The sequence below is a fragment of the Aeribacillus sp. FSL K6-2833 genome, assembly GCF_037965815.1.
Lineage (GTDB): Bacteria > Bacillota > Bacilli > Bacillales > Aeribacillaceae > Aeribacillus > Aeribacillus composti.
Genome location: NZ_CP150189.1, coordinates 17,501 through 32,500, shown reverse-complemented (window position 1 = coordinate 32,500; position 15,000 = coordinate 17,501). Strand labels below are relative to the sequence as shown.

The window sequence follows — 15,000 nt, the reverse complement described above, 5'->3', positions numbered from 1 at the left end:
TACGACTTCACCCCAATCATTTGTCCCACCTTCGGCGGCTGGCTCCCGTAAGGGTTACCCCACCGACTTCGGGTGTTACAAACTCTCGTGGTGTGACGGGCGGTGTGTACAAGACCCGGGAACGTATTCACCGCGGCATGCTGATCCGCGATTACTAGCGATTCCGGCTTCATGCAGGCGAGTTGCAGCCTGCAATCCGAACTGAGAGTGGTTTTTTGGGATTCGCTCCACCTCGCGGTTTCGCTGCCCTTTGTACCACCCATTGTAGCACGTGTGTAGCCCAGGTCATAAGGGGCATGATGATTTGACGTCATCCCCACCTTCCTCCGACTTTTAGCCGGCAGTCACCTTAGAGTGCCCAACTGAATGCTGGCAACTAAGGTCAAGGGTTGCGCTCGTTGCGGGACTTAACCCAACATCTCACGACACGAGCTGACGACAACCATGCACCACCTGTCACCCTGTCCCCGAAAGGGGAACGCCCTATCTCTAGGGTTGTCAGGGGATGTCAAGACCTGGTAAGGTTCTTCGCGTTGCTTCGAATTAAACCACATGCTCCACCGCTTGTGCGGGTCCCCGTCAATTCCTTTGAGTTTCAGCCTTGCGGCCGTACTCCCCAGGCGGAGTGCTTAATGCGTTTGCTGCAGCACTAAAGGGTGGATACCCTCTAACACTTAGCACTCATCGTTTACGGCGTGGACTACCAGGGTATCTAATCCTGTTCGCTCCCCACGCTTTCGCGCCTCAGCGTCAGTTACAGGCCAGAGAGCCGCCTTCGCCACTGGTGTTCCTCCACATCTCTACGCATTTCACCGCTACACGTGGAATTCCGCTCCCCTCTCCTGCACTCAAGTTCCCCAGTTTCCAATGGCCGCTCGCGGTTGAGCCGCGAGATTTCACATCAGACTTAAGGAACCGCCTGCGCGCGCTTTACGCCCAATAATTCCGGACAACGCTTGCCACCTACGTATTACCGCGGCTGCTGGCACGTAGTTAGCCGTGGCTTCCTCGTCAGGTACCGTCAAGGTACCGCCCTGTTCGAACGATACTTGTTCTTCCCTGACAACAGAGCTTTACGATCCGAAGACCTTCTTCGCTCACGCGGCGTTGCTCCGTCAGACTTTCGTCCATTGCGGAAGATTCCCTACTGCTGCCTCCCGTAGGAGTCTGGGCCGTGTCTCAGTCCCAGTGTGGCCGGTCACCCTCTCAGGTCGGCTACGCATCGTCGCCTTGGTGAGCCGTTACCTCACCAACTAGCTAATGCGCCGCGGGCCCATCCTGCAGTGACAGCTAAAAGCCGCCTTTCAACCGAAAACCATGCGGTTTTCGGTGTTATCCGGTATTAGCTCCGGTTTCCCGAAGTTATCCCAGTCTGCAGGGCAGGTTGCCCACGTGTTACTCACCCGTCCGCCGCTAACCTAAAGGAGCAAGCTCCCTTCGGTCCGCTCGACTTGCATGTATTAGGCACGCCGCCAGCGTTCGTCCTGAGCCAGGATCAAACTCTCCAAAAAAAGTTTGTCACCAAATGCTCTTGTCAGAATCAACAGGCACGCTTTTCGTTTTGTTCAGTTTTCAAGGATCAATCAGGATTTCTATTTTATCAATCAAAAATTCATTTGTCAATGTTTTTTTATTTTGTATCTTAGCGACGAATATTATTTTACCATGATTGTTTATAATGTCAACACTTTTTTTGAAAATAAAAACACCCGCCTGTATACAGGTGTTTTTCAAGGGATAATCACCATTTTAATAATTACTAAAGCAGCTAATCCGGGGAGCCCCAATAAACCAGCAATAGATGATGTAACAATATTAATGGGCACGTGCAGACCGAAACTCGTCCCAAAAGAATTAACAAAAAAAAGTAGCAAGGCCCCGATCACAATTTTTATAAAAATACTCCCTATCCATTTCACCGGTTTCAAAGAAGCACCGGCAAGAAGCAGAAGGAATAAAAGCCCTAAAATGCAAATGATCATAATATAAGGCTCCATTATATAAAACCCACCTTCCTGTTTATTTCGGCTTTACTTTAACAATATGAAAGATTTCATATTGTTTAGAACTAAGAAAACAACAAACAGGAATGTGGCTGCTTCCTTCTACCTACTATTCCATCTTGATATTTCTCTTTTTGGCTTCTTTTAAAAGAAATAAATATTTTGCTTCTGCTAATTTTAAACTGCTAAGCACCTCAGGTGAAGGATCAAAGCTTTTTTCCACTAAACGCTTTTGATACTCCCAATGTTCCTTCAGCTCAATTAAATCTTGAAGAAGCAGCTGATCGAATTCTCTTCTCAACCATTGCTTTCGCCGAATAAACATGTCTGGCAAACTCCTTTTCTCTTCAAATCTCTCGTCTTCCCTCAAGCGCTTTTGAAAGTGTGACTTCGTCCGCGTATTCTAAATCACCGCCAACAGGCAGCCCATGAGCAATTCTTGTGATTTTTATGCCTGTAGGCTTTAAAAGGCGAGAGATATACATTGCTGTCGCTTCTCCCTCAATGTTCGGATTTGTTGCTAAAATTACTTCTTGAATTTCATCATTTTGCAGACGTTTTAGCAAATCAGGGATATTAATATCTTCAGGACCAATCCCGTCCATTGGCGAAATGGCGCCATGCAGAACATGATATAGACCGTTATATTCTTTCATTTTTTCCATTGCAATGACGTCTTTCGGGTCTTGAACCACACATATTATGCTTCTGTCGCGGCGCTCATCTTTGCAAAGATAACATGGATCTTCATCTGTAATATGACCGCAAATCGAGCAATATGATAAATTTCGTTTTGCATTGACAAGCGCTTTCGCGAAATCCAATACTGTTTCTTCTTTCATATTTAAAACAAAAAAGGCCAGACGAACGGCCGTTTTCGGACCGATTCCTGGCAGCTTCATAAAGCTATCAATAAGTTTTGATATCGGTTCTGGATATTGCATCGAATAGATCCTCCTAGAACAAGCCAGGCAAATTCATACCTTTAGTAAATCTTCCCATCGTTTCGCTTGTTAACTCATCCACTTTGCGAAGAGCATCGTTTGTTGCTGCCAATACCAAATCTTGAAGCATTTCAATATCTTCAGGATCTACAACATCTTCATTGATTTTCACTTCTAAAATTTCCTTATGTCCGTTTGCAACAACCGTGACCATACCGCCGCCAGCAGTTCCCTCCACTTTTTTTTCAGCAAGCTCCTCCTGAGCCTTTTGCATCTCCTTTTGCATTTTTTGCATTTGCTTCATCATTTTTTGCATGTTTCCCATACCGCCACGCATCATCATATTATCTCCTCCATAAGCATTTATTTACTCTTTTATTTCAATCAGATCCGTGCCAACTAATTTTTTTGCTTCGGCAATAAGCGGATCTTCTTCTTCATGTTCCTGTTGATGTGCATCGTCTGATCGTTGATTGCGCAAATAATCCTCCCTTATTTTACCCCATTCTTTCTCCGGAACGCCAATCATCTCCATTTGACGTCCAATGAGTCCTTGTAAAATCGTTTGGAGGTTTGTTAATACATGATTTTGATTTTCCGCCACCATTTTACAATGGATTTCATATTTAAATTTTAGCACAAAAGCATATTCGCAAGCAGCAACTGGTTCACTTTCATTTAAAAGGGCTGCATGCGACACTTTATTTTGCTGCTTTAGCGTTGTTAACAGGTCTCCCCATCGGCTTTTCACTAAATCCAAATCTTTTCGAGTAGCATTTCTCAAAATATCATAAATGCGGTCAACAGGCGTTTTATAACCGCTTTGAATTGTTTTTTGTACTTTTGCTTCTTGTTTAACTGGCGACTGTTCTTGAACTCCATGCTGAACTAATGAAGATATTGTGCGTTCAAGTTCCTGTATTCGATTAAGAAGTTCTTCATAATGAACTGAAGGCGGCTGCACACGCTCAGTTTGACATAATTTCACAATCGCTACTTCTACAAAAATACGGGGATGATTCGTCCATTTCATCTCCTGCTGGCTTTGGTTCAAAACTTCAATCGTCTCATAAATTTGTTCAATAGGAATTTGTTCGCACAATGAAACGAACGCATCGTCTATTGCGACTCGTTCCATTACTTCCTCTAAGTTTGGAGCCGATTTATATAATAACATGTCGCGATAGTAATAAATGAGATCTTCAATTAATTTTAAAGGATCTTTCCCTTGATCCAACCATTCGTGGATAGTTTTTAAAGCTTCCGTAACATTGTTCTCAAAAATAAATCGGACCAAATTTGCGAGCATCTTATGAGAAACCGATCCAGTTATAAATAATACATCCTCCAATGTGACTTTATCATCGCTAAAAGAGATGGCTTGGTCCAACAGACTCAGTGCATCTCGCATCCCACCATCAGCCGAGCTCGCAATAACCTTTAACGCTTCCTCTTCAACCTTGATCGATTGATTTTCCACAATTTCCTTCATGCGACGTACGATGGATTGAACAGAAATACGCCGGAAATCAAAGCGTTGACATCTCGAAATAATGGTAAGCGGAATTTTATGAGGTTCAGTTGTAGCCAAAATAAAAATCACATGTTTTGGAGGTTCTTCAAGCGTTTTTAATAAAGCATTAAATGCTCCGATTGAAAGCATATGAACTTCATCAATAATATATACTTTATATTTGACCGCCGCAGGTGCAAATTTGACTTTATCGCGAATATCGCGAATTTCATCTACTCCATTATTAGAAGCTGCATCAATTTCAATAACGTCCGAAATCGATCCTTCCGTGATTCCTTTACATGCAGGACACTCATTACAAGGCTCTGCAATTGGTGCTTGTTGGCAGTTGATCGCTTTCGCAAATATTTTTGCAGCGCTTGTTTTACCTGTTCCTCTAGGACCTGTGAAAAGATAAGCATGCGAAAATTTATTTTGTAAAAGGGCATTTTGCAATGTTTTCGTGACGTGTTCTTGTCCCACGACATCACGAAACTGCTGTGGCCTCCATGCTCGGTATAAAGCCTGATAACTCAAGTAACGCCCTCCCCTTTATACAGTAATCTTTCATTTATTATACCTGATTGTTTAAACGAATGTAAGTTTTCCATAAGAAGGATAAAAAACTTATGAAAAAAATAAAACCGATCTCTGTAAAAGCGTCTCCAGTTAAATAGACAGCACATGTAAACAGCCTGAGACCGACATTCATTAGGACTTTAAGCTGTTTCTCTTTTGAAGCCGTTGATAGTTATATTGCATAATGCATCCTTCATCTATTCGGACGTCGAAAAAGTATGAATGAGACTTGAAATGGGACGGCGTATTCTGTATGGTTTTAGCCGCTAAGGACACTTTTGTTTCAAGATCTTCTTGGGGAGTTTTAAGGTCTTCCTAATATTTTCTTCATTTCTTTCTGATCAAAGTGTTTTCCCCATCATGCATCAATCCATATTTTTAACCAATGTCCTCATTACATTTTTTAAGCTTTACATCATACGCTGTTCATATTTCTCTCATCGAAAAAATCCCCTTATAGTTGACAGACTTTTCTTTTTCTGCCTACTATAAGGGGATCTTATTGTTTGATATGATAACTGCCGTGCACCTTCTGTCGATTAGCAACCCTAGGCGTTACTCAAGCAGTTAGCTCAGTTCAGGCAACCCTGCGGCACATGAGAGCTTCCACTTAATGCTGCTTCCTTCCGGACCTGACATGGTTCATGGATTCTCATTGCACAGGACCCAAACGTCAACACCACTTACTTGAGGCAGACCCTAAAATATACTAACCTCGAGAAGGAATTCGGCCTCGCTAGAGCGGATTGCGAGTACAGGGCACCGCTACCTCCCCGCTTAGCACGGCAAAGTTTAAACCGATTTTCACTTTGCGCCGTTTAAGGACGCAAATTTAGTATATATGTTTTTTCGAGAAAATGCAACGCTTCCCAATATGTTAAAAAATTCAATTGTTTTTATTTTTCATTTTCAACCGTTTTTTCTCTTCCCGAAGCTTTTGAAAAAAACAGGTTAACATTTCACTGCATTGCTCCTGCTTCACGCCTGAAATTACTTCTGTTTGATGATTGAAACGAGGTTCATTTAATAAATTCATTAACGTTCCTGCACAACCAGCCTTCGGATCGAAAGCGCCGAAAACTACACGTTCAATTCTTGACATTACAATCGCTCCTGCACACATTGGACATGGCTCAAGCGTCACATATAGCGTCGAGTTCTCGAGTCTCCACGTTCGAAGCTTCCTGCACGCCTCATCAATTGCCAATATTTCCGCATGAGCGATTGACCTCTGCTCGGTTTCCCTCAAATTATGAGCTTTTGCAACCACTACATCATCTACAACAAGCACAGCACCAATCGGAACCTCGCCAATCTTTTCCGCCTTCTTCGCCTCTTCAATTGCTAAAGTCATATAATATTCGTCTTTTGTCATTTTTTGCTCCTCATCCTATCGATATAATTTCATCTTAAAAAAAGTGCGGGTTCCTTTCAACCTTTTCCAAAAGCATGTTTTCTGCGATGAAAACATAAAATTTACAAACAGTTTTTACAGGAGGTCATGATTTTGCTAATTCATGTTGTTCAATCTGGGCAAACGCTTTATTCCATTGCACAAACATATGGAACATCTATAACAGCCATCGTTGAAGCAAATGAAATTCCTAATCCTGATCAGCTTGTTGTAGGTCAAGCAATTGTTATTCCAATCATCGGACAATTTTACACCGTTCAACGGGGAGACAGCCTTTGGAGCATTTCAAGAAAATTTGGTACGTCTGTATTTGAGCTTGCAGCAGTAAATGGACTGAATATAAATCAATTATTGCCTATTGGCCTTCGATTATATATCCCAGAGCGGCCTAAACGGCAAGCAGAATTTAATGTATATTTAGAACCGCTTGGTGCTCAAGTCAGCCAAAATCTCGAAGACAGCGCAAGAGAGACTGCCCCTTATTTAACCTACCTTACCCATTTTAGCTTTCAAGCACAACGAGACGGTTCTTTAAAAGAACCACCGATTGGGAACTTGCAAACTATTGCTAATGAACAAAATTTAGTGTTTTCAATGGCTGTCACAAATTTGGAGAACAATCAATTTAGTGCAGAGTTAGGGCATATATTGCTGACAGACGATGATGTACAAACTAAATTTTTAAATAATATTGTTGCCACAGCAAAAAAATATCAGTTTCGAGATATTCACTTTGATTTTGAATATTTGTTTCCTGCCGACCGGGAAGCCTATAATCAATTTTTGCGAAGGGCGAGAGACAGGATTTACAGTGAAGGGTGGTTCATTTCCTCTGCATTAGCCCCTAAAACAAGCGCAGAGCAAAAAGGACAATGGTACGAGGCCCACGACTATAAAGCACATGGAGAAATTGTGGATTGGGTCGTCATTATGACATATGAATGGGGGTACAGCGGCGGACCGCCAATGGCTGTTTCTCCTATCGGCCCAGTCCGTGATGTACTCGAATATGCCGTTACGGAGATTCCTCCACAGAAAATTATGATGGGACAAAATTTATACGGTTATGACTGGACTCTTCCCTTTGTGCAAGGCGGGCCTTACGCAAAAGCGATAAGTCCGCAGCAGGCGATTCAGCTTGCATCAAAATACAATGCAGAAATCAAATTTGATGAAGAAGCCCAAGCCCCTACTTTTCGATATACGGATGAAAACCAAAAGGTTCATGAAGTTTGGTTTGAAGATGCCCGTTCCATACAAGCCAAATTCAATCTTGTAAAAGAGCTGCATTTGCGGGGTGTAAGCTATTGGAAACTCGGAATTTCGTTTCCGCAAAATTGGCTGTTGATTATCGATAATTTTCAAGTCGTAAAAAAATAAATACTTCTTTATAAACAACTATTGATCAAATGATCTTAAATATGAGGATTTTCTGTTTTGTTTTTCAAAAAAATAAAAGAGGTGCCTAATAAGTTGCTTTTCAGCTTATAGACGCCCCTTTAACGTTTATATCGATGATTTTTGTTTTCCATGAGGATTAGCCATTTTGTTTTAAAAAATAAAAAATTCGTTACAGCCCGTAACGAATTTAGCCAATCTCCAATTTATGCGCACTCGGTAAATAATGGCGGAGGAGGAGGGATTCGAACCCCCGCGCGGTTTGACCCGCCTCTCGGTTTTCAAGACCGACCCCTTCAGCCAGACTTGGGTACTCCTCCATATGACATGGACTAATATAGCACAGTATAAAATGTATGTCAATAAACTCATAAAAGTTATCAAATAATTTTTTTACTTAAACGCTTCTTTACAAAGAAGCTTATTTTTTTAAATAGAAAAAATTAAAAAATTCGAAAAAATTGATTGTATTTCATTCATCATGTTATAAACTTGTATTGCAAGTTAATTTAAAGCGCTCACAAATGGACACTAGTTTTTTTTGGACATGAACAAGGGCATCTTTTCCCCGCAATCGGCTGCTATCTTTGCATTGATTTGCCGCGCTTTTAAAACAGCATGTATAAAAACAACTGAAGCCTAGTGCAAAACGTAAATCCCTTAAAAAATCAGAGTGAGAAGCTTGCGGATGACTAGAGGAGGACGGAGAAAAATATGTATGATTATGTAATTGTCGGCGGAGGAATAGTCGGCTTATCCACTGCATTGGCAATATATGAACAACACCCAAACGCAAAAGTGGCAATAATCGAAAAAGAAAATAAAGTTGCCTCCCATCAAACGGGTCATAACAGCGGGGTGATCCATTCCGGTATATATTACAAGCCCGGGAGCTATAAGGCGCAGCTTGCGAAAAAAGGTAATCAGGCAATGATCATGTTTTGCCAAAAATACGATATCCCTTATGAAGTCTGCGGCAAAGTAATCGTTGCCAGCGATGAACATGAGCGGGAGGAGCTTGAGAAGCTGTTCCAACGCGGATTAAAAAACGGCCTCAATATCCGGAAAATTTCAAAGGAGGAGCTTCATGAATTTGAACCTTATGTGAATGGAATAGAAGCCATTCATGTTCCATCAACAGGTATTGTAAATTTCCGTCTTGTTAGTGAACGGATGGTAGATTTAATCCTCGAAAAGGGCGGGGAGATCTTTTTAAACGAAAAAGTAGAAGTGATTCATGAAAAAAAACAAGAAGTTATCGTTGAAACAGCAAACAAAACCTTTCAAAGCCGATTTTTTATAAATTGTGCAGGACTTAACAGCGATCGTATTGCTAAAATAGCAAATCTGTATACGGATGTGAAAATTGTTCCATTCCGTGGAGAATATTATATGTTAAATCCGCAAAAATCATATTTAGTTAAAAACTTAATCTATCCTGTACCAAATCCTAATTTTCCATTTTTAGGCGTTCACTTTACTAGAATGATTGACGGATCTATAGATATAGGTCCAAATGCTGTTTTAAGCTTGAAAAGAGAAGGGTATAAAAAAAGCGACGCAAATATGAAAGATTTGTTTGAAGTATTAACGTTCCCCGGTTTTTGGAAATTAGCAGGTCAATATATGAAAGAAGGACTCGAAGAAATGATTCGATCGATGTCAAAGAAAAAGTTTGTCGAAAATGTTCAAAAACTCATGCCCGATATTACAGAAGAAGATTTGCTGCCTGGACCATCTGGTGTCCGAGCTCAAGCTTTAAGTAAAGACGGGGCTTTAATCGATGATTTTTATATTGTACCAACGAAACGGTCCATTCATGTGCTGAACGCTCCATCTCCTGCAGCGACAGCATCCATTGAAATAGGAAGAACAATTGCCAAACAAATGATACAACGGCAGCCTATATAAAATACATTTGTACATAAAAGGGGGATATGGAAGAACCCCTCCTACCCCCTTTCATTTTTTCTATTCAGTAAGAATTACTTTTTACTAATTACTGTTTTATTTCCCATATATGGACGCAGCACTTCCGGAATGACGACAGATCCGTCTTCTTGCTGGTAATTTTCCAAAATGGCTGCTACTGTACGACCTATTGCAAGCCCAGAACCATTTAACGTATGCACATGCTCAGGCTTTGCTTTCGGATCCCGTCGGAACCGTATATTCGCCCGGCGAGCCTGAAACGCTTCAAAGTTGCTGCAAGAAGAAATTTCACGATATGTTTGATAGCTTGGAAGCCATACTTCAAGATCATATTTTTTTGCTGCCGTAAAGCCTAAATCAGCTGTACACATGCTCATAACTCGATATGGAAGTCCTAACAGCTTCAATACGTTTTCAGCATGACTTGTTAATTTTTCTAATTCCTCATAAGAATCTTCAGGCTTTACAATTTTCACAAGCTCCACTTTGTTAAATTGATGCTGGCGAATAAGGCCGCGCGTATCTCTTCCGGCCGCCCCTGCCTCAGAACGGAAGCAAGCGCTGTACGCTACATAATTGATTGGAAGCTGCTTCTCCTGTAAAATTTCATCACGGTGCAAATTTGTGACAGGAACTTCCGCTGTTGGTATTAAGAAATAATCCTCACCTTGAATTTTAAAAGCGTCTTCCTCAAACTTCGGAAGCTGTCCTGTTCCGATCATGCTTGTACGGTTCACTATATACGGAGGCAAAACTTCCTCATAGCCATGTTCTTCAACGTGCAAATCTATCATAAAACTGATAAGCGCCCTTTCTAATCTTGCGCCCAAACCTTTATAAAATACAAAGCGGCTGCCGGTCACCTTGCCGGCTCTTTCAAAATCGAGAATTCCTAATTGGTCGGCAATTTCCCAATGAGGTTTTGGTTCAAAACGAAAGGTCGGGATTTCTCCCCATTTGCGGACTTCTACATTATCTTCCTCTGAATCGCCGACTGGAACGCTCTCATGCGGAATGTTTGGAATCGACAAAATCAAGGTTTCTAACTTTTCTTCAATCTCTTTTAATTCCTCATCAAGTGTTTTGATGCGTTCTCCTACTTGACGCATTTCTTGAATTAAATGATCTGTGTCTTTCTTTTCTCTTTTCAATTCGGCGATTTTAGAAGATACTTCATTTCTTTTGCTTTTTAATTCTTCCGTCGTAACAATTAGTTCACGACGCTTTTTATCCAAGTCAACAAATTGATCAAAATCAGTTAAATCCTCTCCACGGTGTTCAAGCTTCTTTTTTATTTCTTCAAAATTTGACCGTAAAAATTTCATATCAAGCATCATGGACACTCCTTTCGCTTTTATATTCAAAATAAAAACTCCCGTCCAAAAAGGGACGAGAGTATACCCGCGTTGCCACCCTGCTTGAAGGCATCAGCCTTCCACTTACAAAGGTAACGGTTTTTGCCGTAAATGCTTACTAACAAAAACTTGCATTCAGCATTTCACTCAAGGACGGATTCACAAGCGTTTTTCACTGGTTTCCACCAACCACCAGCTCTCTTAAGAAAAACAACTTGCTACTAGTTCCTCTCATTGCTTTGCATCTATTTATATTCATAAATTTACTATAAGTTTAGGGTTTGTTCAACTTTTTTATGCATGAACTTTCTCGTTTGATTCCTTCACCATATTTAAAAAATATTGCACAAATCGATGATCATCCGTCAATTCCGGATGGAATGAACATCCAAGAATGTGGCCTTGTCGAACAGCAACAATTCGATCCTCATGTTTTGCTAAAATTTCAACATTTTCTCCTGCTTCTACAATATGCGGAGCGCGAATAAACACACCTATAAAATCGTCCCCAACTCCTGCAATGGTTAATTCCGCTTCAAAACTTTCACGCTGGCGGCCGAAAGAATTCCGTTCAACGACCACATCCAATACACCAAGGTGCGGCTCATCTTGTCCAACAATTTGCTTCGCCAGCAAAATAAGACCAGCACATGTACCGAAAACAGGTTTTCCTCCCTTTATAAATTCTTTCAAAGGGTCCATCAACCCATACTTTTCAATCAATCTTCTCATTGTCGTGCTTTCGCCGCCTGGTAAAATAAGTCCATCGATATTTTGCAATTGTTCGGATTTTTTAATTTTTACGCCTTCTGCACCACAAGCTTCGATTGACTGAATATGCTCCCTCACAGCACCTTGGAGTGCCAAAACTCCTACTTTCATTTTGTATTCTCCTTTACCAACCACGTTCTTGCATACGATGTTCCGGAAGCAATGAAGAAATATCGATCCCTTTCATCGCAGTTCCAAGATCTTTCGATAAATGAGCGATTAATTCATAATCCTCATAGTGTGTGGTCGCTTCCACAATTGCCCGGGCATACTTTCCTGGATTTTCAGATTTAAAAATACCTGAGCCGACAAACACACCATCTGCACCAAGCTGCATCATCAACGCTGCGTCAGCAGGTGTTGCAACGCCGCCAGCAGCAAAATTCACGACAGGGAGTCGTCCTTCCTTTTTAATTTGTAGCAGCACTTCATACGGGGCTCCTAAATTTTTTGCTTCCGTCATTAGCTCATCTTCGCTCATGCCGACAATTTTCCGAACCTGTGCATTCACTTTCCGCATGTGACGAACTGCTTCTACAATGTTGCCAGTTCCCGGTTCGCCCTTCGTTCTGAGCATGGAAGCACCTTCTCCAATTCGGCGAGCTGCTTCTCCTAAATCACGGCAGCCACAAACAAATGGAACCGTAAATTCCCGCTTATTTATATGAAACTCTTCATCAGCCGGTGTCAACACTTCACTTTCATCAATATAATCAACACCGAGCGCTTCTAATACTCGAGCTTCTACAATATGTCCAATACGGCATTTTGCCATTACTGGAATCGTAACCGCGTTCATGACCTCTTCAATAATCGTCGGATCAGCCATGCGGGCAACCCCGCCTGCCGCACGAATGTCAGCAGGAACTCTTTCCAGCGCCATGACGGCAACCGCACCTGCTTCTTCAGCAATTTTGGCCTGTTCTGCATTGACCACATCCATGATGACGCCGCCTTTTTGCATTTCGGCCATTCCCCTTTTTACTCGATCAGTACCTGTAATTGCCATTTCTATAGTTCCTCCTTAATGATACATTCAAATGCATACGTCTATTTTATCCTAATTTTTATAAAATTCCTATCAAATTTCAAGGATTTCTTTTATTTTAAATATAGTAAAAACCCCCAACAAAATGTTAGGAGTTATGCATTAAAACCAGCTTTTTACCATGTTTGCTGCTCCGTTCCATACATCACCAAAAAAACTACCAATGCCTCTCATTGATAATACAAACCAGTTAGCTTTTTCGACTTTTGTTTTTGTCACTACATCAACTTTCGCTTCGGATTCACCTGTTACAAATCCGTAATCCTGGCTGTTCCCTTTATATTCTACGGACATATACCCGACCTTGGCGCCCTTTTTAATTGGTGCAGTCAGCTCTCCGTTCGCAGTTAAAAGCTTTTTATCTAAAACATATTTCGGCTCATACTGGTCTTTTTCCCCACGTTTAATAGGGAGCTTTAAAGAATCTTTTGTTTCTATTTCTACTTTTTTCTCTTTTCCTTTTACAACAGATACAGTTGATTTATTTTTTATTTGATATTGCGCAGGAAATAATTCCTCAATGGAAAAATTGCTGAAAACATAGTCCATTAGTTTTCTAGTTTCACTAAAACGATGTACGTAATTGTTGCTCCCTTTACCTTTCGCATTCATAACAACTGTGATGATTCGCATTCCGTTCCGTTCGGCTGTTCCCGTAAAGCAGGAGCCCGCAAAATCGGTATATCCTGTTTTTAACCCGTCTACACCTTCTGTACCATAAACTAATCCAGGCAGCATCCAGTTCCAGTTTTCCATTTTAATCTCATCATCCGTACCTTCTCGAAAAGCTTTTCTCGTAATTTTGGCCGTTTCTAAAATCTCAGGATACTCCTTTAAAAGATGGTACGCAAGGCTGGCAACGTCTCTCGCAGACATTACATTTTCTTCTTCCTCACCTGTTCCTTCCGGATGCATCCCCATTAAGTCTCTATTGTTTAAACCTGTCGCATTTACAAACTTCGTATGCTTCAAGCCTAGTTCTTTCGCTTTTTCATTCATCATTTTCACAAAATTTGTTTCCGATCCACCGATCACTTCTGCCACTGCAATCGCCGCACCATTTGCAGAATAAATGGCCATTGCTTCATATAACTCTTTTATTGTATAACTTCCATCTTTTCTTAAAGGGACATTGGATAAACTGCGATTTTGGGAAATTTTGTAAACATAATCACTTGGACGATATGTTTGATCCCAAGAAACTTTCTTTTCATGGATCGCTTCCAGCAGCAAGTATTCAGTCATCATTTTTGTCATACTTGCAACTCCAAGAGTTTTATCAATATTTTTTCCGTACACAATTTTCCCTGTAGAGGCTTCAACGGCAATGGCTGCAGAGGCATTGATGCCCAATGGGTCATTTTCTTCAGCATTTATTTTGGGAGACAAAGGGGAAAATGCCGTCATCAATAAAAACGTGATGACGAGAGCCGAGATGAATTTTTTCGTGAAGTGCACCATGATTACCTCCATTTATTTGAAAATATCTATTTAAAAAAATAATTAATAGTTAACACAACAAAATTGATTTTAACATACATCTTATAAAAAAAATAGACAGAGTCTCTACTCTGTCTAAAAGTCGTAATTTTTTAAATAAGACTATTGAACTGTCAGTTGTTAAGAAATGGAATAATTAGGGGCCTCTTTTGTAATTTGAACATCATGCGGATGGCTTTCTCTTAATCCTGCACCAGTCATCCGGATAAATTGTGAATGCTCACGGAGCTCATATAAATTTTTTGCTCCGCAATATCCCATACCTGATCTCACACCGCCGACAAGTTGGTAAATTGTCTCTGCCAACGGTCCTTTATATGGGATGCGGCCTTCAATTCCTTCTGGAACAAATTTTTTGTTGTCTTCTTGGAAATAACGGTCTTTGCTACCTTTTTCCATCGCTGCAACTGAACCCATGCCGCGATATACTTTAAATCGACGCCCTTGGTAAATTTCTGTTTCTCCCGGGCTTTCAGATGTACCTGCAAGCAAACTTCCTAACATGACGGCATGTCCACCTGCAGCCAATGCTTTTACAATATC

The 15,000-nt window shown here is 41.0% G+C and carries 13 protein-coding genes, 1 tRNA gene, 1 rRNA gene, 1 other RNA gene and 1 other annotated feature (2 of these 17 only partly in view); of the genes, 2 read left to right on the top strand and 14 right to left on the bottom strand.

Translation table 11 applies throughout. The features are described 5' to 3' along the window. The 8 genes from NSQ94_RS00145 to tadA all read right to left on the bottom strand — a co-directional run. Positions 1 to 1,511 (bottom strand): 16S ribosomal RNA (locus tag NSQ94_RS00145); it reaches 43 nt to the left of the window's first position. A 219-nt stretch (positions 1,512 to 1,730) separates the two neighbouring features. Next, positions 1,731 to 1,997, bottom strand: a complete 267-nt coding sequence (locus NSQ94_RS00140; RefSeq protein WP_063388674.1) for a pro-sigmaK processing inhibitor BofA family protein — start codon at positions 1,995 to 1,997, stop codon at positions 1,731 to 1,733. Between the two features lie 115 nt (positions 1,998 to 2,112). Continuing rightward, positions 2,113 to 2,328 (bottom strand): YaaL family protein, encoded by a 216-nt coding sequence (locus NSQ94_RS00135; protein ID WP_063388673.1) that lies wholly within the window; start codon positions 2,326 to 2,328, stop codon positions 2,113 to 2,115. Positions 2,329 to 2,350: 22 nt separating this feature from the next. Continuing rightward, a complete protein-coding gene (gene recR, locus NSQ94_RS00130) occupies positions 2,351 to 2,947 on the bottom strand; it encodes a recombination mediator RecR (RefSeq protein ID WP_063388672.1) in 597 nt (198 codons plus the stop codon). A 13-nt stretch (positions 2,948 to 2,960) separates the two neighbouring features. Next, positions 2,961 to 3,287, bottom strand: coding sequence for a YbaB/EbfC family nucleoid-associated protein (locus tag NSQ94_RS00125; protein WP_063388677.1), 327 nt, complete (start codon positions 3,285 to 3,287; stop codon positions 2,961 to 2,963). Positions 3,288 to 3,314: 27 nt separating this feature from the next. After that, complete coding sequence (dnaX, locus tag NSQ94_RS00120) at positions 3,315 to 4,997, bottom strand: DNA polymerase III subunit gamma/tau (RefSeq protein ID WP_339229854.1); 1,683 nt, start codon at positions 4,995 to 4,997, stop codon at positions 3,315 to 3,317. A gap of 563 nt (positions 4,998 to 5,560) precedes the next feature. Beyond that, an RNA gene (gene ffs, locus NSQ94_RS00115) (signal recognition particle sRNA large type) lies at positions 5,561 to 5,825 on the bottom strand. A 100-nt stretch (positions 5,826 to 5,925) separates the two neighbouring features. After that, positions 5,926 to 6,414, bottom strand: coding sequence for a tRNA adenosine(34) deaminase TadA (gene tadA / locus NSQ94_RS00110; protein WP_063388670.1), 489 nt, complete (start codon positions 6,412 to 6,414; stop codon positions 5,926 to 5,928). Between the two features lie 132 nt (positions 6,415 to 6,546). On the opposite strand from tadA, the gene NSQ94_RS00105 reads away from it, so the two are divergent. Further along, positions 6,547 to 7,833 carry a glycoside hydrolase family 18 protein gene (locus NSQ94_RS00105; RefSeq protein ID WP_066251687.1) on the top strand — a complete coding sequence of 429 codons (1,287 nt, stop codon included), beginning with the start codon at positions 6,547 to 6,549 and terminating at the stop codon, positions 7,831 to 7,833. A 245-nt stretch (positions 7,834 to 8,078) separates the two neighbouring features. Here the strand turns inward: NSQ94_RS00105 and NSQ94_RS00100 are convergent. Then, positions 8,079 to 8,171: transfer RNA gene (locus NSQ94_RS00100), tRNA-Ser, on the bottom strand. A gap of 394 nt (positions 8,172 to 8,565) precedes the next feature. Between NSQ94_RS00100 and lhgO the strand changes: the two genes are divergently transcribed. Continuing rightward, on the top strand, positions 8,566 to 9,762 hold the full coding sequence (lhgO, locus tag NSQ94_RS00095; protein WP_339212149.1) for an L-2-hydroxyglutarate oxidase: 1,197 nt from the start codon (positions 8,566 to 8,568) through the stop codon (positions 9,760 to 9,762). A 74-nt stretch (positions 9,763 to 9,836) separates the two neighbouring features. Here lhgO and serS read toward each other — a convergent pair whose 3' ends face one another. From serS to guaB, 5 genes are all read right to left on the bottom strand, one after another. Then, positions 9,837 to 11,117, bottom strand: a complete 1,281-nt coding sequence (serS, locus tag NSQ94_RS00090) for a serine--tRNA ligase (protein WP_063388675.1) — start codon at positions 11,115 to 11,117, stop codon at positions 9,837 to 9,839. A 48-nt stretch (positions 11,118 to 11,165) separates the two neighbouring features. Continuing rightward, positions 11,166 to 11,382 (bottom strand) — a binding site (T-box leader). A gap of 50 nt (positions 11,383 to 11,432) precedes the next feature. Then, the gene (gene pdxT / locus NSQ94_RS00085; protein ID WP_066251693.1) at positions 11,433 to 12,020 is read right to left on the bottom strand and encodes a pyridoxal 5'-phosphate synthase glutaminase subunit PdxT; all 588 of its coding nucleotides are present in this window, start codon (positions 12,018 to 12,020) and stop codon (positions 11,433 to 11,435) included. A 13-nt stretch (positions 12,021 to 12,033) separates the two neighbouring features. Beyond that, on the bottom strand, positions 12,034 to 12,918 hold the full coding sequence (gene pdxS / locus NSQ94_RS00080; protein ID WP_063388667.1) for a pyridoxal 5'-phosphate synthase lyase subunit PdxS: 885 nt from the start codon (positions 12,916 to 12,918) through the stop codon (positions 12,034 to 12,036). A gap of 141 nt (positions 12,919 to 13,059) precedes the next feature. Next, complete coding sequence (locus NSQ94_RS00075) at positions 13,060 to 14,364, bottom strand: serine hydrolase (protein ID WP_235600461.1); 1,305 nt, start codon at positions 14,362 to 14,364, stop codon at positions 13,060 to 13,062. A gap of 213 nt (positions 14,365 to 14,577) precedes the next feature. Next, a protein-coding gene (gene guaB / locus NSQ94_RS00070) for an IMP dehydrogenase (protein ID WP_063388665.1) crosses the window boundary here: on the bottom strand, positions 14,578 to 15,000 show its 3' portion. It continues 1,044 nt past the right edge of the window; only the last 423 of its 1,467 coding nucleotides appear in the window; its start codon lies beyond the right edge, outside the window; its stop codon occupies positions 14,578 to 14,580.

Excerpts from the sequence above, each read along its gene's own strand:
- NSQ94_RS00140 (WP_063388674.1), bottom strand. The coding sequence starts at position 1,997 with ATGGAGCCTTATATTATGATCATTTGCATTTTAGGGCTTTTATTCCTT.
- NSQ94_RS00135 (WP_063388673.1), bottom strand. The coding sequence starts at position 2,328 with ATGTTTATTCGGCGAAAGCAATGGTTGAGAAGAGAATTCGATCAGCTG.
- recR (WP_063388672.1), bottom strand. The coding sequence starts at position 2,947 with ATGCAATATCCAGAACCGATATCAAAACTTATTGATAGCTTTATGAAG.
- NSQ94_RS00125 (WP_063388677.1), bottom strand. The coding sequence starts at position 3,287 with ATGATGCGTGGCGGTATGGGAAACATGCAAAAAATGATGAAGCAAATG.
- tadA (WP_063388670.1), bottom strand. The coding sequence starts at position 6,414 with ATGACAAAAGACGAATATTATATGACTTTAGCAATTGAAGAGGCGAAG.
- lhgO (WP_339212149.1), top strand. The coding sequence starts at position 8,566 with ATGTATGATTATGTAATTGTCGGCGGAGGAATAGTCGGCTTATCCACT.
- serS (WP_063388675.1), bottom strand. The coding sequence starts at position 11,117 with ATGCTTGATATGAAATTTTTACGGTCAAATTTTGAAGAAATAAAAAAG.
- pdxT (WP_066251693.1), bottom strand. The coding sequence starts at position 12,020 with ATGAAAGTAGGAGTTTTGGCACTCCAAGGTGCTGTGAGGGAGCATATT.
- pdxS (WP_063388667.1), bottom strand. The coding sequence starts at position 12,918 with ATGGCAATTACAGGTACTGATCGAGTAAAAAGGGGAATGGCCGAAATG.
- NSQ94_RS00075 (WP_235600461.1), bottom strand. The coding sequence starts at position 14,364 with ATGACGGCATTTTCCCCTTTGTCTCCCAAAATAAATGCTGAAGAAAAT.